The organism is Aminobacter sp. AP02 (assembly GCF_003148805.1).
GTDB lineage: Bacteria > Pseudomonadota > Alphaproteobacteria > Rhizobiales > Rhizobiaceae > Aminobacter.
In genome coordinates, this window is sequence record NZ_QGGX01000004.1 from 136,253 (window position 1) to 160,322 (window position 24,070).

13 protein-coding genes are annotated in these 24,070 nt (G+C 62.8%); 2 read left to right on the plus strand and 11 right to left on the minus strand.

Annotated elements, in window-relative coordinates; translation table 11 throughout:
- Positions 1 to 52: 52 nt before the first annotated feature.
- The 6 genes from C8K44_RS06430 to C8K44_RS06455 all read right to left on the minus strand — a co-directional run bounded on the left by C8K44_RS06430 (position 53) and on the right by C8K44_RS06455 (position 5,662).
- On the minus strand, positions 53 to 559 hold the full coding sequence (locus C8K44_RS06430; RefSeq protein WP_109574939.1) for a hypothetical protein: 507 nt from the start codon (positions 557 to 559) through the stop codon (positions 53 to 55).
- The gene (locus C8K44_RS06435; protein ID WP_109574940.1) at positions 552 to 1,856 is read right to left on the minus strand and encodes a hypothetical protein; all 1,305 of its coding nucleotides are present in this window, start codon (positions 1,854 to 1,856) and stop codon (positions 552 to 554) included. Before C8K44_RS06435 ends, C8K44_RS06430 begins: the two co-directional genes overlap by 8 nt.
- Positions 1,853 to 2,611, minus strand: a complete 759-nt coding sequence (locus tag C8K44_RS06440; RefSeq protein WP_109574941.1) for an ABC transporter ATP-binding protein — start codon at positions 2,609 to 2,611, stop codon at positions 1,853 to 1,855. The genes C8K44_RS06435 and C8K44_RS06440 overlap by 4 nt, the downstream gene beginning before the upstream one ends.
- A complete protein-coding gene (locus C8K44_RS06445; protein ID WP_109574942.1) occupies positions 2,608 to 3,660 on the minus strand; it encodes an iron ABC transporter permease in 1,053 nt (350 codons plus the stop codon). The genes C8K44_RS06440 and C8K44_RS06445 overlap by 4 nt, the downstream gene beginning before the upstream one ends.
- On the minus strand, positions 3,660 to 4,748 hold the full coding sequence (locus C8K44_RS06450) for an ABC transporter substrate-binding protein (RefSeq protein WP_109575100.1): 1,089 nt from the start codon (positions 4,746 to 4,748) through the stop codon (positions 3,660 to 3,662). The genes C8K44_RS06445 and C8K44_RS06450 overlap by 1 nt, the downstream gene beginning before the upstream one ends.
- A 212-nt stretch (positions 4,749 to 4,960) precedes the next feature.
- Positions 4,961 to 5,662, minus strand: coding sequence for a LuxR family transcriptional regulator (locus C8K44_RS06455; RefSeq protein WP_245417402.1), 702 nt, complete (start codon positions 5,660 to 5,662; stop codon positions 4,961 to 4,963).
- Positions 5,663 to 6,271: 609 nt separating this feature from the next.
- Here C8K44_RS06455 and C8K44_RS06460 point away from each other — a divergent pair.
- Both C8K44_RS06460 and C8K44_RS06465 read left to right on the plus strand, forming a co-directional pair.
- Complete coding sequence (locus C8K44_RS06460) at positions 6,272 to 14,455, plus strand: SdrD B-like domain-containing protein (RefSeq protein WP_109574944.1); 8,184 nt, start codon at positions 6,272 to 6,274, stop codon at positions 14,453 to 14,455.
- Positions 14,452 to 18,216 carry a TonB-dependent receptor gene (locus C8K44_RS06465; RefSeq protein WP_199227028.1) on the plus strand — a complete coding sequence of 1,255 codons (3,765 nt, stop codon included), beginning with the start codon at positions 14,452 to 14,454 and terminating at the stop codon, positions 18,214 to 18,216. Before C8K44_RS06460 ends, C8K44_RS06465 begins: the two co-directional genes overlap by 4 nt.
- 403 nt (positions 18,217 to 18,619) lie before the next feature.
- Here C8K44_RS06465 and C8K44_RS06470 read toward each other — a convergent pair whose 3' ends face one another.
- Genes C8K44_RS06470 through C8K44_RS06490 form a run of 5 tightly spaced genes read right to left on the minus strand, consistent with a single transcriptional unit; the run spans position 18,620 to position 23,998 of the window.
- Entirely contained in the window at positions 18,620 to 19,438 is an 819-nt protein-coding gene (locus C8K44_RS06470) for an ATP-binding cassette domain-containing protein (RefSeq protein ID WP_109574945.1), read from the minus strand.
- Positions 19,431 to 20,468 (minus strand): ABC transporter ATP-binding protein, encoded by a 1,038-nt coding sequence (locus tag C8K44_RS06475; RefSeq protein ID WP_109574946.1) that lies wholly within the window; start codon positions 20,466 to 20,468, stop codon positions 19,431 to 19,433. Before C8K44_RS06475 ends, C8K44_RS06470 begins: the two co-directional genes overlap by 8 nt.
- Positions 20,468 to 21,364: an ABC transporter permease gene (locus C8K44_RS06480; RefSeq protein WP_109574947.1), complete on the minus strand. Its 897-nt coding sequence runs from the start codon at positions 21,362 to 21,364 to the stop codon at positions 20,468 to 20,470. The genes C8K44_RS06475 and C8K44_RS06480 overlap by 1 nt, the downstream gene beginning before the upstream one ends.
- Entirely contained in the window at positions 21,361 to 22,368 is a 1,008-nt protein-coding gene (locus tag C8K44_RS06485; protein ID WP_109574948.1) for an ABC transporter permease, read from the minus strand. Before C8K44_RS06485 ends, C8K44_RS06480 begins: the two co-directional genes overlap by 4 nt.
- Before the next feature lie 55 nt (positions 22,369 to 22,423).
- Positions 22,424 to 23,998, minus strand: a complete 1,575-nt coding sequence (locus C8K44_RS06490; RefSeq protein ID WP_109574949.1) for an ABC transporter substrate-binding protein — start codon at positions 23,996 to 23,998, stop codon at positions 22,424 to 22,426.
- Positions 23,999 to 24,070: the final 72 nt, after the last annotated feature.

The window sequence follows — 24,070 nt, forward strand, 5'->3', positions numbered from 1 at the left end:
GCGGCGGTTGCCGGGCGCTGCACCAGAGCGTCCACCCCAAGAATATTTGGCCTCAGCTCGCGATGTCGTAAATGTCGCGGGCCGGAAGTAGTAGAAGTCGATCTGCCATTTCCGCCTTCAGCCATTCAAGCCTGTCGTTTTCTTCGCGTGTCTTGTCCGGTTTGGCGCCAAGGGTTACGAACTCCTCGCGTACATGGCCGGGCTTGATCCTCACTTCGACGGTCTTGCCGCGATAGGTAAAGCGCCAGACATAAGGGCCGGGAGGGGCGGAAATTACGTCCTTTCCGCCGAGGCTCTTGTCGACTGTCAGGCGTCCCTCCGTCAGGGCCCGCGTGACCATCTCTATCGCGTCGCGTCCGCCGGGGCCGCCAAAGGCGGTGACAACGGTGACCTCCCTGCGCTCGAGCGGGGTGTCGGATAGCTCGGGAAAGGCCGCCTGCATGGCCTTGAGCCCGTGGGTGACACCGCCGGGAAATCCGCCACCGTGAAATGTGTTGATCCCGTCGAACGAGAAGGTGAGGTCCTTGCCGCCTTCGCGGACGGTGATCTGATCATACATTGATGTAAGCCTTGATGTTGGGAATGAACCGGTCGAGGAAACGCGTCGTCGCCGGCATGAAGTGCGAACCATGGTGGAACATCGGGTCGAGCGACGAGATGATCATCCGGCCGGGTGTTGATACGTCGTCGACATAGAGAATTGCTCGACCCTCGCCATCGCGGGCAAGAACCTCAGCTCCCGTGGGTGGCACGAACCAGCCATGCAGGTGCCAAGTGACCTCCCTGTCGCCCATGTCTTTCAACAATGGATGGCCCGGCGCGGTCGCACGCACGCCGAGACTGGCGTCGGGGTCGAGCCACCACCACCAGTTCGTCGGCGTCTCAGTAAAATCGATAGCAGGCAGCCAAAGGTCGGAACGGCTTTCGCCGAGCGCGATCACTGTGCCGCCCGCCTGAAGATGGTGTGCAATCACTTGCTTTTGCGCGATCATCCGCTGCACCGGCGTACGGCAGGGCACCCACAGCACGTCTTGTGGCCTGAGGGTGCCGGCAAGGTCTTCCGGCGTGCAGATCACGTCGAAAGTGTCGCCGTAGCGGGAGCCTTCGAGGCTTCGGACGTTGTAGTAGGTGCCAGAAGAAGGAGCGACGACACGACGCGCCGCCTTGGTCGAGGACTTAAGACCGCCATAAGTTTCCGGCTCGGCGAGCGGAAGTATGTCGGCTGGTTTTTTCGGGTTCTGCGGCCAGGGGTCGAAGCAGGGACCGCCATTGGTCCAGGCGAGGATGCGAGCGGTGAGTTCCGGGGCAAGCCCCCATTCCACGCCCATGCTGCCGAGGTCGTTTCCCGCATGGGAAAAGAACCGCCCCCCACTTGGCCGCTGCCAGACCCAGTCGACTGGGACCTGCGCAGTCCCGAGCCCGTTGATTGCGACGGCCCCAACAGGGAGCGGGTTGCAGCCGCGACCATAAAAGCCAGCCACGCCCTTGTTGGCTTCCAGTTTCTTCAACTCGATGCCGTCGTAGAGCGGATGCCGATTGACGGAAGAAAGGTCGAAGTCGGCCCGCCTCGGGGCGGTTATGGGCCGGTATTGAAAAAGGCCCTCGATCATCGGGCGCACCACGTGGCCGTTGAAGAACCAGCGACCGCCATTGTCGAGGAAGGCCTCGAGCGCTGGCCTCAATGCGAGCATCGCGTCCTGGTCGAGTTGCTGGCCGGTGATCAGGCCATCATGGGCCAACAGGAGTTCCGGGGTAAGATCGCACTGCTCTACGACGACCGCCTCGCCGCGCGCTGCCGCTTCGATGATCCCCGGTGACGGTTTGCCGTAAGCGGATTTCAGATAGATGGTGGTCATAGTGCCTCGATCCCGGCGAACGCCGGCAGGATTGCCCGGCGGGCTTCCCCGGCCGCTCCGTTAACGTCGACCCAACGCATCGACACACCGTAGAGCTCGGAAAGCTTGTCAGGCTGTATCATGTCGGCAACCGATCCGTTGACCTCATCGCCACCCGGCATCATCAGCAGGACGTCGTCTGCGGCGGCGAGCGCGTGGTTGGGATCGTGGGTGGTGAAGATGATGGCGAAGTCGCGCCGGAGCCTCAGCCGGTCAAGCAGCTCGAGTGTCCGCGCCTGGTTGCCCAGGTCAAGGGCCGAAGTCGGTTCGTCGAAAACCAGCACTGACGAACCGGTGGCAAGCGCCCGGGCAATCAGTACCATCTGCCGCTGGCCTCCCGACATACGGTCGTAGCGCAGGCCGGCAAGCGAGCAGGCGCCGGCCTGCACAAGTGCCGCTTCCGCAGCCTCCCGGTCTTTTGCCGACGGCTGGCCGAACAGACCTAGCCGCACGGCGCGTCCCATGACGACAACTTCAAGTCCGGTGAGCTTTGCCTGCGAGGCGCCGTGCTGTGGCACATAACCGGCAACTTTGGGCGCATGACGCTTTCCGCTGGCAAGTGGCTGGAATCCGAGCAGCGCGCGCAGCAGCGTTGTCTTGCCGCGGCCGTTTGGCCCAAGGATTGCCATCGACCGGCCGACCGGCACGTCGAAGCTGATGTTCTTGAACAGCGTACGCTGGCCAAAGGCGACCGACGCGTTATCGAGGCCAATCACGGACGGTTCGCCTCCTTGAAATGCCGGCGCAGCAGGACACCGAACACCGGTGCGCCGATCAGCGCGGTCAGCACACCGAGCGGTATTTCCGCCGCAGTCAGGGTACGCGCCAATGTGTCGACAAACGTAAGGTAAGCCGCCCCCATCAAGGCCGAGGCCGGGATCAGCGACCTGTGATCTTCACCGACCAGGATGCGCGCCGCGTGCGGAACAACAAGGCCAATCCAGCCCACGATGCCGGCGACCGCGACCGAGGTTCCGGTCATCAGCGCAATGGCGATGAAGACGACCCAGCGTTCGCGATCAGGATTGACGCCGAGTGATCGGGCTTCGCTGTCTTCCAGCGCAAGCAAGTTCAGCCGATAGCGGAGCAGGTAGATGATGGCCAGCCCGATCGCCATACCCGGTACGGCAAGCCCGAGCCGCGCCCAGGTAGCTGTCGAAAACGATCCCATCAGCCAATAGACGATAGCCGGCAATGAGGTGTTGGGATCTGCGACAAACTGGACGATGGAAACCAGTGCGCCAAACAGCGCCCCGATCACCATGCCGGAAAGAATAACGGTGATGACCTCGGTACGCCCGTTTATGCGGGCAAGCGCGCCGACCAGGATCAGTGCAGAGAGACCGAAGACGAAGGCCATGCCGAGCAGCACTACGCCCGAAAGGCCAAACAGCAGTGCCAGTGCCCCGCCGAAGGCCGCACCCTGGCTGATGCCTAGCACCTGCGGCGATACGAGGGGATTGCGGAAGACGCCCTGCAACGCCGCGCCACCGACGGCGAGGGCGGCGCCGGAAAGAGCGGCAAGCAACACGCGCGGCAAGCGCACGAGCAGCACGATGCGCTCGTCCATAGAGGTTGGCGCCAGGCCGGGGTTTGTCGCCCCGGCCATCAGGATATCGAAGATACGTGGCACGCTGACCGAAAACCGGCCGGCACCGATGGCAAACAGCATGGACATCAGCAACGCGGCGACAAGCGCGCCAAAGACCCCCACCTTAAGCACCGAGAACCCGCGCCGGGCGGGTTCAGCCGCCACGACGCTCATCACTTGGCCTTGAACTGGGCGTAGTTGGTGGCGTCGCCCTGCATGTCAGTCCACAGGATGCCGTTTATTTCGTCATCACCGAGATCATAGTTGTACAGGGTCTTGTAGGCCTTTTTCATCTCGCTCCGTAGATCATAGGAGAAGACGTCGGGATGCAGCAGGTTGGCGAGCCACATCCATGTCAGGGGGCTCTCCTGGCTTGGCGGGTCCCAGCGATAGCCTCCCAATGGCATCTTGTAGACTTTCTTGCCTTGCGCTGCCTTGGTCAGCGAGAGGATCGGGTCGTTGTAGATGCGTTCTATGCCGAGCTTCGGTTCAAAGCTGTTGAGGAGGATCACGTCAGGATCCCATGCCGCAATCTGCTCCGGGCTGATCGTCGTTCCATTGCCCTCGACGTCGCCCGAAGCGTTCACGCCGCCGACGAGATCAATGTACCAGGCGCTGTAGTTGCCCTTGTTCCCGGACGCCGTGAGGTTCTCCATAGCCCGGCCGAGATAGAGCACCTTTGGTCGATTGTCGGCGGCAATGCCCTTGGTCTTGGCGGCCAACTCGGCTGCCACGGTTTCGCGCCAGCCATTGATCTCGGCGGCGCGTTCAGGCCGGCCCATCGCGTCCGCAACCATCTGATGATAGAATTGGGTCTTCGCTTCGGTCCCATATGAGATCAAGATCACATTCAGTCCGGCATTGGTGATTGGATCGACCAGATCGGCGCCGTAGTCAGCCCATTGCACGACCAGCTCCGGATTGGTTGCCGCCAATTCCTCGACGTTCGGTATGAAGTTCGGGGCCGTGACGTCAGAGGGGATGTCCTTTGCTTCGGGGAATATCTTGCCGAGGACGCCTTCCACGATAGCTGTCTTGGACAGTGGGTTCATGCCGACCAGACGAGAAGTGCCGCCGTCAATGGCAATCAAGGTGGATGCCATTGGCATCGGAATCGAGGCGATCCTTTCGGCAGGTTTTGGCAAGGTGACGGTGCGGCCTGCCTGATCGACGATCGTGATGGGATCGGCGAGCGCCATGCCAGCCACGCAACTCGCGACAAGCGCTATGGAGCCACTAAGGCAAACTCGTGAGAGGCGCATGACCGAAACCTTCCTATAGTTGTCAGGATTAATCTCGGCGTCCAATCCCAAAGCTGATCCTTATTGTCAAGTTTTAATGGCGAGCTTGGCAAAAGCTCTCGCCCGATGATGTCGGGCTGATATCTGCTGATCAGGCGCGCGTTCCGGCCCCTGGCCAATCGTCCGCTAATGGGAGGTATTGCGGATAGGCGCTTGCCCCGAGCTGGAGCGAATTATTCGCTCGCGTATATCGCTATCGCCTGCGCGCGGCTGGTGACGCCCAGTTTTCTCAGAATTTCGGACACGTGATAAGCGACCAGGCGTTTCGAACGATTGGTGATCAGGGCTATGTCGCCGTTGGACTTGCCCTGTTTCATCCATTCGAGAATTTCCAGTTGCTGTATCGACAGCGTGGCGAGGCTGGAAGAGTTGGTATTGGTCAATCCCAAGGCGACTGCGCGAAGTGCGGCTGTCTGGCCGATCACGTAAACTGCGGTCGCCGTCTCGGGGGTGAAGTTGCTCTTCGAAAAGGAAAGCGCCGTGATGGCGCTGATAGCGCCCGGCTTGTGCGACAAGGGCGCTGTTACCCCACCTTGGATAGCGAGACTGGCGAGATACTCCGCAAACTCGCCGAACTGATCGCAATTGAGCCAATCCTGGGGCGACCAGATCTTGGGCTTGCCCGGCCTGGCGGTGTAGTCCAGCAGCGGATCGCGTTCGTACCACCGCTCGGAAACGTAGTGAATCAAATCCTCGTCCGACATTGAGGTCAGCGTCGGGTCCGTCATGAACTGTAGAGTGGATTGCTTGCGGCAACTGAGGTTGAAGGTCGCGAAACCCAGGTTCAACAGGCCTGACTGGAGCGCCCCATAAAGCTGTTCACGGTCTTCAGCTTCGCAAATGTGGGCAACCACCCTGGCAACTAGGTTGAGCACGGCCAACTCGATCGGGACGAATCATTTCGGGGCGCGATATTACCCATCACTCCTGCCATTACAACTGTTCAGGCGAACAGTTGTGGCTCGCCTTGAACCTGCCGATACGGAGAGACGTGTCCGAAATAGCGACGCGTGCGCTTGGGTAATTTGAAGGCGTTGTGCTTAGGAGACGGTGGGAGCCGTGTCGGCCGCGCTCTGGAAGACAGGTACTGCAGATGACGCCAGCGCTATGGAGTGCAGAGGATAGGCATTCGCCAGAGGTTTATCCGCGTGTCCCGCGACTACCTGTCCTGCCGGTCCCTGGCGCGGGTGCCTTCTGCGCCCATGGTTGCCGCTGAAGCCGTCTGCCACGCTCCCAATAGATCGCGGCAGACGCAAGCTCGTCCTTTATTGCTCACGAAACGTGACGTCTGACCATTTACCGACGCAGCAAGACTAAAATATCTGGAAGTGAACACCTGATGGCCTAGAAATAGCAACAATGACAATTATTGTCCGTTAGAAATTCGAAGATACTATTTCTAGCTTACTGGCGAGTTTCATCAATTTTGCTCGCACGTTGGAATCTTGACCTAGAGATTCCAACGAATGCTGCAGGTAATTTAAGTGCCATTCATTTCCAAAGTTGTTGCCAACTGCCTCTCCAAGGCAGCGTGCGCGGTTGCGTTCATCTCGCTGTTCGCCATTTCTAATGCCGATGCCCAGACCGACGGCGGCTGGACGCTGAACCTCGACAATACGGGCTACAACCCGATCGCGGCCGGCGGCCTGCTGCCCTATGCGGTCAGAATCGACAACAATGACAATGTGTCGACCCCGGCGACGACAATCAATTTCACGATCCCGGTGTCGACGGTGTTTGTCGGTGTCGATGGCTTGCAGAACTGTACGCCACTGCCCGACCCGAGCGGGGCGGAACTGACCGCGCCGCTCGTCGTAACATGCGACGTCCCCGCTCTGGCGCCGAACGCCGTGCTCAACGCCACCGTCAAGATGCGCCCCATGGACGCCGGCAACGTAACGCTGGCGGCCAAGATCCCCAATCCGGGGCCGAGCTTCAGTCGCATGACGACCGTGGAGCAGGGCGCCGATCTTGCCGTTGCGCTCGAGGTCAATCCTGCGACGGTCCAGGCAGGCTCAAACGCCAGTTTCAGGGCCACGGTAACCAACAACGGTCCCTATCCTGCGCAGGGCGCAGCGCTGACCATTCCACTACCGACCGGCCTGTCATCCAACGTGACCCTTCCCGCCGGCTGTTCCTATGCTGCCCCGAACATCAAGTGCGACATCGCTGGCCCGATCGCGGTCGGCGCGTCGGTCCCCCTCGATTTCGCTGCCCAGGTGACAACCGAAAATGCCTCGACGATTACGGTGGCAGCGGCGGTCATGAGCAGTGGGCCGCGCGATCCGGTCAACACGAACAACGAAGAGTCGGCCGACATCGCGATCCTGCCGGGAACCGATGTCAGCATCGGCAAGACGCGCGCCCCGCAAGGGCTGGTGCTGGTGGGCGATGAAATCGTTTTCACCTTGCAGCCACGCCTTGCCGGCAAGAAGCCGACCCAAGCGACGATCACGGACGTCTTGCCGGCCAATTACGAGTTCCTCGGCGTCAATGCGTCGAGCGGCTGGACCTGTCAAGCAACCGGCCAGACGATAGGTTGTGCGTATGCCGCTGGTGCCGGCACCAACTATGAAGCGCCGATCACGATAACAGTGCGCGCGATTGCCGCTACACCTGCCGGGGTCGGTGTCACCAACGTAGCGACGATCAGTTCGTCCGACGAGAACGCGGACGCTAGCGCCAACAATTCCGGCAATGATGGTGCCGCTTTTATCGCCGAACCGACCATCGATCTGGTTGCGCAGAAGTCCGGACCGCCGCGCGGGCTGGTGACGGTCGGCAATTCGTATGATTTCACCCTGAACACCCGCAATGACGGCAACGCCGGCTTTTTCGGGGAACTGACGATCACCGATCATCTGCCCGCTGGCCTTACGGTGAACAATATTGCCGCGCCGGCAGGCTGGACGTGCCCGGCGGTTCCGATCGTCGGCCCCATGAACGTGGTCTGTACCACCAACAAGTACACACAGGCATCGCCGCTCGGCCCGACGCAGCAGACCGGACCCATCGTGCTGACCACGGAGGTCACGGCGACCGGGTCGATCACCAACGGCATGACTGTTTCATTCCAGGACTACGATCAGGGTGACGATGTTGCTCCCGGCAACAACACAACGACCTCGGGCGTCGAGAGCGCCGATGCCCTGAATTGGGCCGATATCAGCGTCTTGAAGAGGCTTAATCCTATTCCCGGCCAGATCTTCGCCGGCGACCCGGTTACCTTTGAAATCGAGGTGGTGAACGCCGGACCGGCGGCTGCCCCCGACGTGGTGCTAGATGACCGGCTCGCCGACATCGTCGCTGCGGCAGGCGGCGGAGAGCCGGGCCCGGCAGATGTCACCATCAGCATCGCCGAGGGGCTGGCGACGGGCATGAGCTGCAGTACACCGACCAGCAGCGGCTATTCGCGTGACCTGCAGTGCATATTACCGTCGCTACCGGTGTGCGTGGCGGGAAGCGGCGATTGCCCGATCGTGTCCGTGACGGTCCGGGCCGGCAGCCAGGGCGTCAAGCAAAACACCGCCGTCGCGTTTTCGACGACCGTGCCCGACAACGACACCTCCAACAACACCGGCAGCGTCAACTACACCGTTGGTCAGCGCACCGACGTGACGGTGAGCAAGGTCAGCCCTTCGACTGCGGCCGGTGCGGCGGCAGGCCAGGAACTGGTCTACGTGCTGACTGCAAGCGTCCCGCGCAATGGACTGAGCAGCGCGGATAACGTCACGCTCACCGATACGCTCCCCGACGGCCTGCGGTTCATCGACGCCGTTCCAAGCTCCGGCGTGTGCTCGACATCTCCGGCTTCCGGCACCGTAACTGCCGGTGGTGCGAAGCTGGTCTGCAACCTGGGCACCATCAACAACGGATCGCAGCAGACCGTGACTGTCCGCGTCGTTCCCACGATGCCGCTGACCAATACGTCAATAACGAACAACGTCGTCGTCGCGACCAGCACCGGCGAAGTGGATCCGGACAACAACGACGCTGGCCTGACGATCGCAATCCTGCCGCCCCAGCTAGACCTCATCGTCACCAAGACTGACGGCCCCGACCCGGTCCTCATCGGCACCGACACGCGCTACACGGTCGCGGTTTGGAACAGCGGCCCGTCGGATGCGACAAATGTCAAAATTGTCGACACGTTGCCGCTGTCCGGTCTGGCAGAGCCGCGAATTGCGGCATTGCCGGGCGGCGCAACTTGCGTGCTGAACGGTACCAGCTCCACCACGCCCGGTGGGACGGTCACCTGCGACATTCCCCACCTGCCGGCCAACAGCACGGCAACCCTTGCTGTAGACATGAAGGGAATTGCACGGGGCCGACACACCAACAACGTCTCCGTCACATCCGACGAAACGACGCTTGGCTATGAGGCGCCGACCGACAACAACGTGTCCTACGAAGACACCACGGTGCGGGTGAAGGCCGACCTTGCAGTCACCAAGGTTCCGAGCGTCTCAACCGTCGACCTGCGCAAGGAATTCTCCTGGACCATCAGCGTCACCAACAAGTCGGGACCGGGCCTTGATGTCGCCGAGTGGGTAACCCTTGTCGACGTCCTGCCCGACGGCATGGAGCTGACGGCCCTGCCAACCGCATCGGCCGGCACCTGCACGGGCGTCATCGGGCAGCGCAACATCAGCTGCGAGCTCGGCGACATCGCCCAGGGCGCCACGGTGACGGTCACGCTGAAGACGAAGATCACCAAGATGTCGGCGCAGGCCGCAGAGAATTCGGCGACAGCCACCACCTTGTCCTTCGACCAGGACCCCACCGACAACACCGGCACCGGCAAGGTGGATCTTGTCCAGGGCAGCAGCATCAAGGGCACGCTCTATCGCGATTTCAACGCCAACGATGCCAAGGATGCGGTCGATTCCGGAATTGCCAGCGTCACCATCCAGGTGGAAGGTACGGCGCTTCACGACGGCGCATCGATCACGCGCTCTGTGACCACCGACGGGGACGGCAACTACAGCTTCGACGACCTGCCGCCCGGCACCTACAGCGTCTACTACGGCACCATTTCCGAGAAGCATCTGGTCGACGGCAGGGCCTTGGCCGGAACCGGCGCGGGGACGGCTGTCGCCAATGGCGTTGGCCGGATCGACAACATCGTCATCACCAACGCGGTGAACGGCACCAAGCATGACTTCACCCGCGTGCCGACGGCGCGCATCGGTCTTGGCAAGGTGGCTGGAACCCCGGTTGTCCTGGCCGATGGCCGCTACACCATCAACTACTCGCTGACGGTCAGGAACTTCAGCCTCGAACCCATTACGGGCATCGCCGTTTCGGACGTTCTCAATGGGGCATCGCAGAATTTCGGCACCAATAGCGGCACCGCAGCGCCGGCCGAGGGGCAATATCGGGTCAATTCGGTTTCCACGAACTTCGGATCGCTCGCTGCGGGTTTCAATGGGGCAACCGCCACCAACATTGTGACGGGGGGAACACTGGCTGCCGGCGCGACCGGCACGCTGACCTTCAACGTTGAAGTCAACCCTGTGGTCCCGCGCGTGGTTCCTGCGCTTGTCCATACCAACCAGGCAGAGGTTACCGGTACCGGCCAGAATTCGGGCCAGACGCCCGAAGACAAGTCGCACAACAATGCCAACCCCGATCCTGACGGCAATGGCGTCCCCAACGAGCCCGCGAACAACACGCCGACCACTGTCACGCCGGCGGCTTCGGCGGCGGTCACGCTGGCCAAGACCGCCACGCCACGCCGTGTCGCTGGCAACCCTGCGGTGGGCGACATCATCGACTACACGTTTGCGGTCACCAACACCGGCAACACGCCTCTGCACAACGTGACCGTGACCGACCCGCTGAGTGGTCTGACCTGGGTGTCGAACACGCCGATTGCGCGGCTGAATCCTGGTGCGTCCAACGACACGGCTTTCAAGGCCACCTATGCGCTGACCCAGGCCGACATAGATCGCGGCACGCTGCCCAACACGGCAACGGTAACGGGCCAGTGGGGCGTCAATGGCGGGGCCCCCGTCAATGTAACCGATACGGACAGTGCAACCGTTCCCGGACTTAGCTGGCCGGGACTAACCATCCTCAAAACAGTCCACGATGCGACCGGCATCGCCAACCCCACGGTCGTCGGCAACACGATCCGCTACAAGTTCACGGTCACCAATATCGGCAACACCACGATGCGCAACGTCGCGGTGACGGACGCACTCGCGGGCGTCACGCCCGATCCTGTCGGTGCCTTCACCATCGGCACGATGGCTCCGGGCGCGGTCGCTACCGTCTATGCCAACTACGCGGTCAAGCTTGGCGACATCAACGCCGGCAAAGTCGACAACAGCGCCACCGCCAGCGGTGTGCATGGTCCGAACGTCATTTCGATCAGCACGCCCCCGAGCACTGCCTCGGTGCCGCTCCACAGGAACGTGGACCTGACGCTGGTCAAGGTGCTGACCAGCACCATTCCATCCGTGCCGCGCGCGGGTGACACGTTGATCTGGACCGTGACGGCGACAAACACCGGCAACGTCACGCTGACCAATCTCGTCGTCAGCGATCCGTTCCCCGATGCCACGGTGACGCCAGCCAGCGTTGCAAGCCTGACCCCGGGCGCCACAGTCGACTTCACCGTCACGGCGCCGCTGACGCAGGCCAACATCAATGCCGGCGAGGTGACGAACAAGGCGAAGATCGATTTCAACAGCCCGACGGGTCCCGAGATCCCGAGGGATTCCAACGAGGTCATCACTGATCTGCCGGATCATTCGCCCGCGATTGCATTGACCAAGGTGGGCGATACCTCGGGTCTGTCCGCCCCGCCCCAGCCGGGCGAGGAGATCGCCTACACGATCGTCATTCGCAACATCGGCAACGTGCCGCTCGACAACATCACGCTGGTCGATCTGCTGCCGGGCGTGGTGATCGACCCCACCGACGCGGCTACGCTGGTGACCGTCGTGCTGCAGCCGCAGAACAAGGCCGGCAATGCATCGGGCACGGATATCACGGTCAACGCGACCTATCCGCTCAAGCCGGAGGACATCGACGCCGGTTCGGTGATCAACACGGCTGTCACCACGGGCAAGTCGACTATCGACCCGACCCAGACAGTTACCGACCGGGGCGGCACCACGTTTGAAACTGACGATCCCACGACGACGGACCTGGGGCGCGCGCCGCAGATCCGCCTGATCAAGACGATCACCAGTGCTGCGCTGAGCACTCCGCCCGTTCCGGGCGACGTGATCACCTATGCCTTTGCCGTACACAACACCGGCAACGTGACGCTTGACGATATCGAACTGACGGAACTGGTCAGCGGCGTCGTTGTGCAGAACACGTCGGGCTGGACCGGACCGCTCGCGGCTGGTGCAGTCGAGAACGGCGCCTTCACAGCGACCTACACGCTGACGCAGGCCGATATCGACCGTGGCAGCTTCGCCAATACGGCCGAGGTCGCTGGCACTGGCCCCGGCGTCGGCGGCACGCCGACGACGGTGACGGATATCTCCGGTACCGACATCACCAACGACACGCCTGTCGAGCAGCCGCTGACCAAGGCATGGTCGCTGGGCATCGAGAAGTCCTACACCGCCGCGTTGAGCACGCTGCCCGTTCCGGGCGACGTGATCACCTACAGCTTCGTCGTCACCAACACCGGCAATGTGACTTTGACCAATGTCGAAGTCAGCGATCCGCTGGCCGATCTGGTCATGCCGGTGACGACGATCCCGACGCTTTTGCCAGGTGCGGCAAACGCAGTGACGCTGACGGCGACCTACGAGGTCAAGCAATCCGACATCCAGGCAGGCGAAGTGCGCAACACCGCCTCGGTCGAGGGTATCTACATGGATCCGGTCACCGGCACGGATACCTCCGTGCCGCCGGTCAGCTCGAACGAAGTCGTGGTCCCGCTGACCCGGTCGCCCGCGATCGCGCTGGTCAAATCGGCAGTGTCGGGGCTCAACGAGCCCGCCGCGCCGGGCGAGATCATCACCTATACCTTCGAGGTGACCAACACCGGCAACCTCGATCTCACCGATGTCGAGATCGTCGATCCGCTGCCGGGCATCACGCCGTCGTCGTTCACAGTCGGCGATCTGGCCCCGGGTGAAACGCAGAACTTCACGGCGACCTATGCCATCGTGGCGGGCGACATCTCTGCCGAAAAGGTCGAGAACCAGGCGACCGTGACCGCCAACTACAAGGACGGTCCGGTGTCGCAACCGATCGACGACCCGTCGGGGCCGACCATCGATGCGGACGAGCCCGTTGTTGTCCCGGTCATCCCGCCGGCCCCGGCGCTGGCCATCGTCAAGACGGGTGCCTATGAGGACACCGACGGCAGCGGTGATCCGACCGTTGGCGACCGGCTGGTCTACCGCTTCGTCGTCACCAATACCGGCAACATTCCGCTCGACGAAGTCGTGCCAGTTGACGCTGGCCCCACCTTCAACGGCCTGCCTGCCACCAACACCCTGTCGGCGTTGACGCCGACGCCATTGACGCTCGCGCCCGGCACGGATGCCACCTTCACCGCGACCTACGAGTTGAGCCAGGACGACATCGACAATGCCGCCGGCATCGTCGACGGTGTTAACAACACGGCGAAGGCCCAAGGCTATCGCGACGGTGCCGTGGTTCCCTCGAACCTGGTCGAGTCAACTGACAGCCAGGCGTTGATCGCATTGCCGGCCGTTGCGCCTTCCAACATCTCGCTGACTAAGCAGGCGGGCTTGCGCTTCATCCGCATCGGCGAGAAAGCGCCCTACACGATCACGGTAACCAACAATGCCGTGGCACGCGTTAGCGGCCTCACCGTCACCGACGTGGTGCCGGCAGGCTTCCGCTTCGTCGAGGGTTCGGCAACGGTTGACGATGTGGCGGTGACGCCAGGCGTCAGCGGGCGCAACATCGTCTTCGAAAACCTCGCGCTGAAGAGTGGCGGCACGGTAGTCATCCGCCTGCAATTGATGGCGCTGAGCACGGCTGGACCGGGCAAGCACGTCAACACGGCGATCGCAACGGACGAGGACGGCCTCAAGGCCGCACCGGATGCGAGGGCATCCGTCGAGATCCTTGCGGAGCCGGTCTTCGATTGTGGCGAGATCATCGGCAAGGTCTTCGACGACAAGAACCGCGATGGCTACCAGGACAAGGGTGAACCCGGCCTACCGAGTGTCAGGCTCGCCACCGTCAACGGCGTGCTGGTGACAACGGACGCGCATGGCCGCTTTCATGTCGCATGCGCCGACTTGCCGGACCAGCGCATCGGCTCGAACTTCATCATGAAGCTCGACACCCGCACGTTGCCGACAGGCTACCGCCTGACGACGGAGAACCCGCGTGTGGTGCGGCTCACCGCCGGCAAGATGACCAAGCTCAACTTCGGCGCAGCGATCGGCCGCGTCGTTCGTCTGGACCTCACCGACGATGCCTTCGAGGCCGGCGGTGTGGCGCTGCAGCCGCGCTGGTCCAAGGGGATCGACCAGTTGGTCGACGTGCTCCGCCAGGAGGTGTCGGTTCTGCGGCTGAGTTACGTCGACGCGCGCGCCGACCGGGCGCTTGCGAATGAAAGACTCCAACACGTGGGCGACCTCATCAGGAAGCGCTGGCGCGAAAGGAAAGGGCAGTACCGGCTGGAAATCGAGACGCGAGTGGAGGTGGGCCAATGAGCACTCGGGCAAACCCTCTCGAACAAGGCGGAACGGCCATCACGACCTCGCGACATCACTCCCTGCTGTTGGGCAGCGCCCTTGCCTTGGTCATGCTGACCGTGGGCGGGGCGCTGGCTCAGGCCTCTCCCGACGCTGACGTCTGCACTGCCGACGACTGCCGGACGCAAATCCGCGGCAAGGTGCTCGACAACAGTGCATCCAGCATCTTGGTGACGGGCAAGAACACCGAGCGCGAGACCCCCACCGACGCCAGGAGCGTTCCATTCTCCATCAGTGTCGACGGCGAGGCGGTGGAAGAAAGCGCGCGGACCGGTGAATCCAGTCCGCCTACGGCCGATGCGAAGAGGCCGGTCGACGGGCAGCGCAGGACAGACGTTGACCTTGCCGAAGTCGACATTCAGGTCAAGTTCGACGGGCTTGAAGCCAAGCCGCTGCTCAACGTCTCGACAATGCCGGTGCGGCGCAGCTATCGGGCCGGCGACACGGTCGAATTTCTTGCAACATCCAACTATCCGGCCTTCATCGACCGTGCCGAGATCCGCGTCTACCCCGCTGCGAGCATGGACGCCGAAACGCCGGTCGCCGTGGTCCCGGTTGCGGTCAACGACAAGGCGGGATGGACCATGCCGGCCGAGTTCGAGGGCGAGCCGGAGTTCCGCTACGTGCTGCGCGTCTATGACGCCAAGGGCCGCTACGACGAGACGGTTCCGCTGACGATTGTGCGTACGACGCGCGATTTTGCGCCCGATGCGAAGCAAGCGGCGATCGCGCCCGGCATGGGCGAGGACCGCACGGCGTCACGCAACATTCCGTTGAGCGGCGGTGCCGTCACAGTCTACGGCCGCAATGTGCCGGAGGGCCATCGCGTCAGCGCACTCGGCGAGAACGTGCCGCTCGACGGCGACCGCGCGTTTGTCGTTCAGCGCATCCTGCCGCCGGGCGACCACGAGGTCGAAGTCGCGGTCCTGGGCCTGGAGAAGGCGAGCTCGCTCGACTTCAACCGGCAGATCAACATCCCCGACAATGACTGGTTCTACGTCGCGCTCGCTGACCTCACCGTCGGCAAGCGCATGGGCGACGCCAATATCGAGAGCGTGCGACCGGGCGAATATGACGACATCTACACCAACGGCCGCCTCGCCTTTTATGTGAAGGGCAAGATCAAGGGCAAATATCTGCTCACCGCCGCCGCCGACACTGGCGAGGACGAGATCGAAAACTTGTTCCGCGGCCTCGACGCCAAGGATCCGCGTCAGCTGTTGCGCCGGCTCGACCCGGACGACTTCTACCCCGTCTATGGCGACGATTCGACCATGGTCGAGGACGCGCCGACCAACGGCAAATTCTTCGTCCGCCTCGAACGCGGCGACAGCCATGTCATGTGGGGCAATTACAAGACCCGCATCACTGGCACCGAGTTCATGCGTTCCGACCGCGCGCTCTATGGCGCAAGTGCGGTCCACCGCTCGGAGGAGACGACCTCGTTTGGCGAACGCAAGAGCGAGGTTACCCTCTACGCCGCACAGCCCGACACGCTGCCGCAGCGCGACGAGTTTTTGGGAACCGGCGGCTCTGCCTATTTCCTCAAGCGCCAGGACATCAACGTCGGCTCCGAAACAGTGACCGTCGAGATTCGCGACGCCGTCTCGGGTCGCATCATCGAACGCCGCGCCCTTGCCTATGGCGACGACTACAGCTTCGACTACATGCAAGGCGTGATGATCCTGAAGCGGCCGCTGTCGTCCTCGACCGGGACGGACGGCCCGGTGCGCGACGGCGCACTCGGCGGCAACAAGGTCTATCTCGTCGCCCAGTACGAATACACGCCCGTTGCGACCGACGTCGACGGTTACGTCTATGGCGGACGTGGCCAGCAATGGTTCGGCGACAAGGTTCGTGTCGGCGTCACCGGCATGAGCGAAACCACTGGCGAGGCCGACCAGCGCGCCTATGGCGCCGACATCCAGTTGCGCCATTCGGAAAAGACCTTCCTCGAGGCCGAGCTTTCGCATTCCAACGGGCCAGGTTTTGGCACCTCGCGCTCCTACGATGGCGGCCTGACGATCAGCGATGTTGCCAGCAGCGGCCATCGCGACCAGGCTGCGAATGCCTTGCGCGTGCGAGGCCAGGTCGATCTCGAGGATCTTGCCAAGGGCGGGCCCAAGGGGACGGTCGGCGGCTACTACGAGGAAAAGCAGGCCGGCTTCGCTACCCTGTCCGAGCAGATATCGGTCGACCAGCGCATCTGGGGCGCCCATGCCGATCTCGAACTGACTGAGCGCACTGAACTGAAGCTGGTCTATGACGACTTTTCCGACGAAGACGGCAAGAACGAGCGCGAGGGAGCAACCAGCCTGAGCTACCAGTTCGACGAATACTGGAAGGTCTCCTTCGGCGTCAGCTATACCGAGGTGATGTCGCCAAAGGCCATAGCTTCCGGCAAGCGCGGCTATGACGGCTCGCGCCTCGATGCCGGCGTCAAGCTGGAATACAAACCGAACGACGACTGGAACGCCTATGTCTTCGGCCAGGGAACGCTCGGCCGCTCCGGCGATATCAGGCGCAATGACCGCGCCGGTGTCGGCGGTGAAACCAAGCTGACCGACAAGGTCGGCCTGACTGGCGAGGTTTCCTACGGCACTTCAGGCGTCGGCGCATTGGCTGCCGTCACCTACGACCCGACCGCCGACGATCACTATTATGTCGGCTATCGCCTCGATCCCGACCGCGCCTTCGAACTCGACCGCAGCTACGATCTCGTCGGCACCGACAGAGGCGCAATCGTCGGAGGTACCCGGCGCAAGCTCGGCGAGACTGCTTCCGCCTATGCCGAAAACAGCTACGACATGTTCGGCAAGCGCCAGTCGCTGACCCAGACCTACGGCATCGTCTACACACCGGACGCCGTCTGGACCGTGGACACCGGCTTGGAGGTCGGAACCGTCAGCGACGACACCATGGACCCCTCGACTAGCAAGGAAGGGGCGGATTTCGACCGCAAGGCGGTGTCGCTCTCGGTTGGCTACAATGACGAGGAAGCCGGCATCACCACCCGCATTCGCGGCGAGGCACGCTTCGACGATTCTGACGACGGCAGCCGCGACGCGCGCTCCTATCTGTTCGCCACCGGCCTATCGTGGAAGACCAGCCAGAGCTGGCGCATGATCGCCAATGTCGATGCGGTGCTGTCGGATTCCAACGCCGGTGCCTTCCATGACGGCGACTATGTCGAGGCTTCGCTCGGCTACGCCTACCGTCCCGTCGACAACGACAGTCTCAATGCGCTGTTCAAATATACCTGGCTCTACGATCTGCCCGGCGTCGATCAGGTCGGCGTCAACGGCGACCTGTTCGGCCCCAGGCAGCGCAGCCACATCCTGTCGACGGATCTGATCTATGATCTGTTCTCATGGCTGTCGGTGGGCGGCAAATACGGCTTCCGCATCGGCGACGTCCAGCAACGCGTGACCGACGGATCTGAGACCTTTGCCGACTGGCAGCGCTCGTCGGCGCATCTCGGCATCCTCAGGGCCGACCTGCACATCGTGAAGGAGTGGGACCTGCTGCTCGAGGGCCGCATGCTTCACATGCCTTCTGCCGACACCACCGACTTCGGTGTGCTGGCAGCGGTCTATCGTCACGTCGGCGACAACTTCAAGGTCGGCGTCGGCTATAATTTCGGCCGCTTCTCCGACGATTTGCGCGATCTGACGCTGGACGACGAGGGCGCCTTCCTCAATGTCGTCGGGAAGTTCTGAACGGAAGGGGTAGGACCATCGTCCCTGGGAAATAGTCCGCCGCAGGGAAAAGACGTTTGACCGCGTTGGTCAATTTGCAGTGCGAGCAGGCGCGCCGCAAACGATGTTTGAAAGAAGTCGTGAGGTTGTATCGCAAACCGCGGCCAGGCTATGCGGCCACCACCGTGTCAGCCCGCCATCGACGGCGATTGTCTGGCCGGTGATGAAGGTCGCTGCCTCCGTCCCCAGAAACAGAACAAGGCCGACCAGGCAGCAAGGCCTCAAGCGCCGCAGGTTGCCAAGATCAATTGCGGTTTGCCTCGCCGCCGCATGCGCCAATGATCTGGCGTCGCTGGTGGATTAGCCGGGAGCGTTATCAGGCTGATCCGCCAGCTTTTTTGAAACTGCGAAGTGCCTCGCTCAGTCAGATGCTGGCAGGCGCTGGCACCTTCACTTCCGGCATCGCTCCGATCAGCATGCGGGCATATTCGCTCTTCGGGGCGTCGAAAATCTCTGCGCAATCGCCCTGTTCGACGAGTTCGCCGCGATTGATCAATGCGACGCGGTCGCAGAGATAGCGGACGACGGCCAGGTCGTGGCTGATGAAGAAGTAGGTCAGCCCGAGGCGATCCTGGAGTTCGCACAAGAGGTTGAGGACCTGCGCCTGCACCGAAACGTCGAGTGCCGAGGTCGGCTCGTCGAGCAAAAGAAGCTCCGGCCCCGAGGCAAGGGCGCGCGCGATGCAGATGCGCTGGCGCTGGCCGCCGGAGAACTCGTGCGGATAGCGGTGCAGGTGCTGCGGGCCCATGCCGACGAGCGACAGAAGTTCGGCGGCGCGGTCGCTGCGCTGTCGGTTTGTCAGCCCCAGCGTCTCGTGGTGGATGACCAGCGGTTCCGTGATGATGTCGTAGACGGACATGCGCGGATTGAGGGATGCGTAGGGATCCTGGAATACGATCTGCACGCGCGAACGCATGCGCCTGAGCTCTGCATCTGAAAGCTTGCCAAGATCCTGGCCCTGCACGCGGATGGTGCCCGAAGTCGGCGTTTCCAGATGCAGGATGGAACGGGTGAGCGTCGTCTTTCCCGAGCCGCTTTCGCCGACCAGGCCGAAGCTTTCACCCTTGCGCACAGTCAGCGAGACGTTCTTTAAGGCATGGACCTCGGCCGACTTGCCGAAGATGCCGCGACGTCCGGGATAGATCTTCGAGACGTTGTCGATCTCGAGCATGATGTCAGCCATGGACAAGCGTCTCCATCTCGGCCACGCGGATGCAGGCAGCTGAATGATCGTTTCCGACCGGTACGGTCGGCGGTGTCGCTGCGGTGCAGGCGGGCTGGGCGAACTGGCAGCGCGGGGCGAAGCGGCAGCCTGGCGGCGGCGTGATCAGGTTGGGCACCGAGCCGGCCAATCCGCGAAGGGCTCCGCGCCTGGTTTCGCGCGTCGGGATCGCCGACATGAGCGCACGCGTATAAGGGTGGACAGGGTTACCGATCACGGCCGCGACCGGACCGCTTTCGACAATGTTTCCGGCATACATGACCGCGACGTGGCTGCATGTCTGGGCGACGACGCCGAGATTGTGGGTGATGAGCACGACACCCATGTTGAAGTCCCTGACGCTGTTCTTGATCAGCTCGAGGATCTGGGCCTGAACCGACACGTCGAGCGCCGTCGTCGGCTCGTCTGCGATCAGAAGGTCGGGGCGGCCGATCAGCGCCATGGCGATCAGCACGCGCTGGCGCATGCCACCGGAAAACTGATGAGGGTAATCGTCGAGCCGCGCCAGCGCGTTGGGGATGCCGACGCGGGCCAGCATCTCGCCGGCCAGCTTGCGCGCGGCCTTGCGGCGTTCGCGACGGCCGGCGCTGGGCGAGCAGCCGATGACATCGGGATCGCGGTCGGCGGCGGCCAGCGCAACGTCGACGAGCTGCTCGCCAATGCGAAAGGCCGGATTGAGGTTCGTGGTCGGGTCCTGGAAGATCATGCCGATGCGCTTGCCGCGCAGGCGCTGCATCTCTGCCGGGCTAAGCTTGAGCAGGTCCTGGCCCTCGAGCAGGATCTTGCCGGCTGTGTAATGCGCCGGCGGCGTCGGCTGCAGGCGCGAGACCGACAGGCCGGTGAGTGACTTGCCGCAGCCGCTTTCGCCGACGAGACCCCAGATCTCGCTGCGGTTGACGGTCAGGTTGATGCCGTTCAGCACATGCGCCCGGCCGTCGAAGCTCGACATCCGAAGGTGCAGGTCACGGATCGAAAGAAGAGGTTGGGTCATCAGCGCCTCGCCTTCGGATCGAGGATGTCGCGCAGCCCGTCACCGAGCAGGTTGAAGCCGAACACGGCCAGGAACATCGCCATGCCGGGCGCCATCGCCGTCCACCAGTAATCGGGCATGTAGGAGCGCGAAACGGACAAGAGCGTTCCCCATTCCGGCGTCGGCGGGCGCACGCCGATGCCGATGAAGCCGAGACCTGCAACGGTGAGGATGGCAAAGCCCATGTCGAGCGACATCTTGACGATGATCGGCGAGACGACGTTGGGCAGGATGTGGCGGAAGAGGATGCGCTTGGGCGTGGCGCCGAGCGCGCGGGCGGCGGTCACGTAGACCTCCTCGCGCGCTGCAAGCACCTCGCCGCGCACCAGACGCGCATAGCCCGGCCACCATGACAGGGCGATGGCGATCACCATGTTGCCGAAACCGGAGCCGAGGGCGGCGGCGATCGCCATGGCAAGGATCAGGCCGGGAATGGTCAGCGTAAGGTCGGTCAGGCGCATCAACACTTCGTCGACCCAGCCACGGGCAAATCCGGCAACTGCGCCGACCAGCGTGCCGATGACCGAGCCGATGAGCACGACACCGAGGCCGGCAAGCACCGAAACGGTGGTGCCGGCCATGACCAGCGACAGCACGTCCTGGCCGAGTTCGTTGGTGCCGAACGGGTGGGCGGCGGATGGGGCCATGAAGCGGGAGGCGGTGTCGACGCCACCGGCGATGTGCTCGGGGTAGGGGGCGAGCACGGTGCCGAAGACGGTGAAAAAGACCACCACCGCGACGATGGCAGCGCCCAGCATCGACAGCTTGCTCTGCGAAAAGCGGAAGAAGGCGCGGCGCAGCCTGTCGCGGCGCGGCGTGGCGAAGTCGCCCGCTGTATTGTGCTCGGTCGTGGTCATGAATAGCGGACCTTCGGGTTGATGACGCCGTAGAGCAGGTCGATGACGAGATTGGCGAAAACAAAGAGCAGGCCGATCACCAGGGCAACGCCGATCACCGGCATCATGTCCTGCGAAACGATAGCCTTGGTCGCGTAGAGGCCGAGGCCCGGCCAGTCGAACACGGTTTCGACCAGCACCGTGCCGCCGAGCAGCCAGCCAAAATAGAGGCCGATCACTGTCAGCGTGGACGATACGGCATTACGCGCGACGTATTTGGTGATGATCTTTCTCGACGGCAGGCCGAGCGCGCGCGCCGTCATCACATAGTCTTGTTGCATCACCTCGATCGTCGAGGAGCGCATCATGCGCATGATCGTGGCCAGAGGCGAGAGCGACATGGCGATGGCGGGCAATGCGAGGTGGCGCAGTGCCGTGACGAACGTCGACCAGTTGCCCGCAATCAGGGAGTCGATCGTCAGGAACCCGGTCACGCTGCGCGGCGGAATGACAATGATTGGCAGACGCCCGCCGAGAGGAAGCCACATCAGCCACATGGCAAAGCACAGTTGCAGAAGCAGGCCGAGAAAGAAGCGCGGCATGGAGATCGCCCCGATGGCACCTACCTGGGCCAAGTAGTCCGGCCAGCGGTTGCGCCATACGGCGGTGACGAGGCCAAGCGGGATGCCCACCACAACGGCGATGAACATTGCCGCGAACACGAGCTCGAGGGTTGCAGGGAGGTAGGCCTTGATATCGGCAGCGACGGGTCGGCGCGTTAACAGCGACGTGCCAAGGTCGCCGTGAACGAGGCCGGAGACATAGGTGCCGTATTGAACCCAAATCGGCTTATCAAGGCCGTACTCGGCGGCCAGTGCTGCGATTTCGGCTTTCGTGGCATTGGGACCCGCGGCAAGTGCAACCGGATCGCCAGGCAACAGCCGGGCAATGGCAAACATGATGATCGTCAGCCCGACGATGACCGGTATGAGCAGCAGAAGTCGCCGCAGGATGAAACGCAGCATTGCCGATGTCCTCTGTTGAAGCTTGGCGGGCCCGAAGGCCCGCCAAATGTTCGGCTTAGCCGAGCGACAGGCCCCAGGCCTCTATCGCGTTGGAAGCGACTGGCGTGAAGTGGTAGTCCTTCACGGTGTCGCGCATGGCCAGCTTGCGGCGCTCCAATACGCCGAAGACGTCGGGCGCATCCTCGACCACCTTCTTTTGGAATTCGCCATAGATTGCCACGCGCTTGGCCCGGTCGATCTCCTTGCGGCCCGCCTCGATGAGAGCGTCGACTTCCGGGTTCTTGTAGACTGCGTTCTGCCAGGCTCCATTGCGCGAGGAGTGGTAAGCGGCATAGGCGATGTTGTCGGGATCGCCATAGTTCGCGGTCTGGTAGACGGGGAACAGGTCCGGGAAGGTTTCAGGCGACTTGCAGGCGGTCACCATGTCGGGCCAGTTCATCGGGACGATCTCGAGCTCGATGTTGAGCTGCTTGAGGCTGTCGAGCATGATGAGTGCCCAGCGACGCTGCTGTTCAAGACCCGAGACGTGGAACATCCTGAGCTTGAAACCACCTTCGGGCTTCGCCGACTTGGCCATATACTCCTTGGCCTTGGCCATGTCGGTGCCATAGGCGACGAGATTGGGATCGAAGCCGAGGATGCCCATGGGCAGCGGCCCCTTCATCAGGTCGGCATAGCCAGCCGCATCGAGGATGGCCTGGTAGTTCGTTGCGTATGAAATCGCCTTGCGCAGGTTGATGTCGGCGCAGGGGCCGTTCTGCGTGTTCATCTTTATCGAGAAGGTGCGGTATTCCGGCTCAATCACACTGACGACACCGGCAGCATCTTTCAACGCGTCCATGTCCTCACTGGTCAGGTCGGTGGCGATGTGGGCCTCGCCGCGCTGGATCATCAGGCGCTGCGTGGCGGTCTCGCGCACGATCTGCCAGATCACGCCGTCGAGGTTACCACCCCCGGCCTGCCACGCCTCGGGCGCACGGGCCAGCTGGTAGAGGGTGCCGACTTCGAAGCGGGCCACAGAGAACGGGCCGGAGCCTGCGGTGTTGGTCATGAGGTAGGTCTCGCCGGAATCGGCGCCGAGATTGGCCTCGACCACTGCCTTCTCGACGATGAATATCCACGGCAGCACCTGCAGGAAGGGCGCAAAGGGTGCTGTGAGCTTGAACTTCACCGTGCCAGCATCGGCGGCAGAAACACCCTCGGCGGTGACGATGTCGCGGATCATCCACGAATTGCCCTTGGCGAGCTTCAGCGCGCGGGCGAAGGAGTAGACGACGTCGTCGGCAGTGACAGCATTGCCGGAATGGAACTTGGCGGCCTTGTTCAGGACGAAAGTGTACTCCTTGCCGTCAGGGCTGACAGTCCAGCTTTCGGCGATGCCGGGAGCGGGCACGGGCGGATTGCCCGAGATGCGCACCAGCGGGTCATAGACGTTGCGCATGAAGAACGACGCCGAATAGCCGGTTGCGGTGTGCGGATCGAAGTTGGGGATGTCCTGGCCCGCGGCGATGATCAGGACGCCACCCGACTGCGCCAGCAGCTGGCGGGGGAAAACGGTGGTGGCGAGGCCGACGCCGGCGAGGGCCAGCAGGCTGCGCCGCGAAATGTTGAACTGGTCAGAGGCTTTCATTGCATTGCTCCATGTCGATATCTGGTCGTCATTGCGAATGGGCGGCGCAACGTGAGCGCCGCCGAATCTGAT

Bases quoted from the DNA above. Each gene is read 5' to 3' on its own strand.
- C8K44_RS06430 (WP_109574939.1), bottom strand. From the start codon at position 559: ATGTATGATCAGATCACCGTCCGCGAAGGCGGCAAGGACCTCACCTTC.
- C8K44_RS06435 (WP_109574940.1), bottom strand. From the start codon at position 1,856: ATGACCACCATCTATCTGAAATCCGCTTACGGCAAACCGTCACCGGGG.
- C8K44_RS06445 (WP_109574942.1), bottom strand. From the start codon at position 3,660: ATGAGCGTCGTGGCGGCTGAACCCGCCCGGCGCGGGTTCTCGGTGCTT.
- C8K44_RS06450 (WP_109575100.1), bottom strand. From the start codon at position 4,748: ATGCGCCTCTCACGAGTTTGCCTTAGTGGCTCCATAGCGCTTGTCGCG.
- C8K44_RS06465 (WP_199227028.1), top strand. From the start codon at position 14,452: ATGAGCACTCGGGCAAACCCTCTCGAACAAGGCGGAACGGCCATCACG.
- C8K44_RS06470 (WP_109574945.1), bottom strand. From the start codon at position 19,438: ATGGCTGACATCATGCTCGAGATCGACAACGTCTCGAAGATCTATCCC.
- C8K44_RS06475 (WP_109574946.1), bottom strand. From the start codon at position 20,468: ATGACCCAACCTCTTCTTTCGATCCGTGACCTGCACCTTCGGATGTCG.
- C8K44_RS06480 (WP_109574947.1), bottom strand. From the start codon at position 21,364: ATGACCACGACCGAGCACAATACAGCGGGCGACTTCGCCACGCCGCGC.
- C8K44_RS06485 (WP_109574948.1), bottom strand. From the start codon at position 22,368: ATGCTGCGTTTCATCCTGCGGCGACTTCTGCTGCTCATACCGGTCATC.
- C8K44_RS06490 (WP_109574949.1), bottom strand. From the start codon at position 23,998: ATGAAAGCCTCTGACCAGTTCAACATTTCGCGGCGCAGCCTGCTGGCC.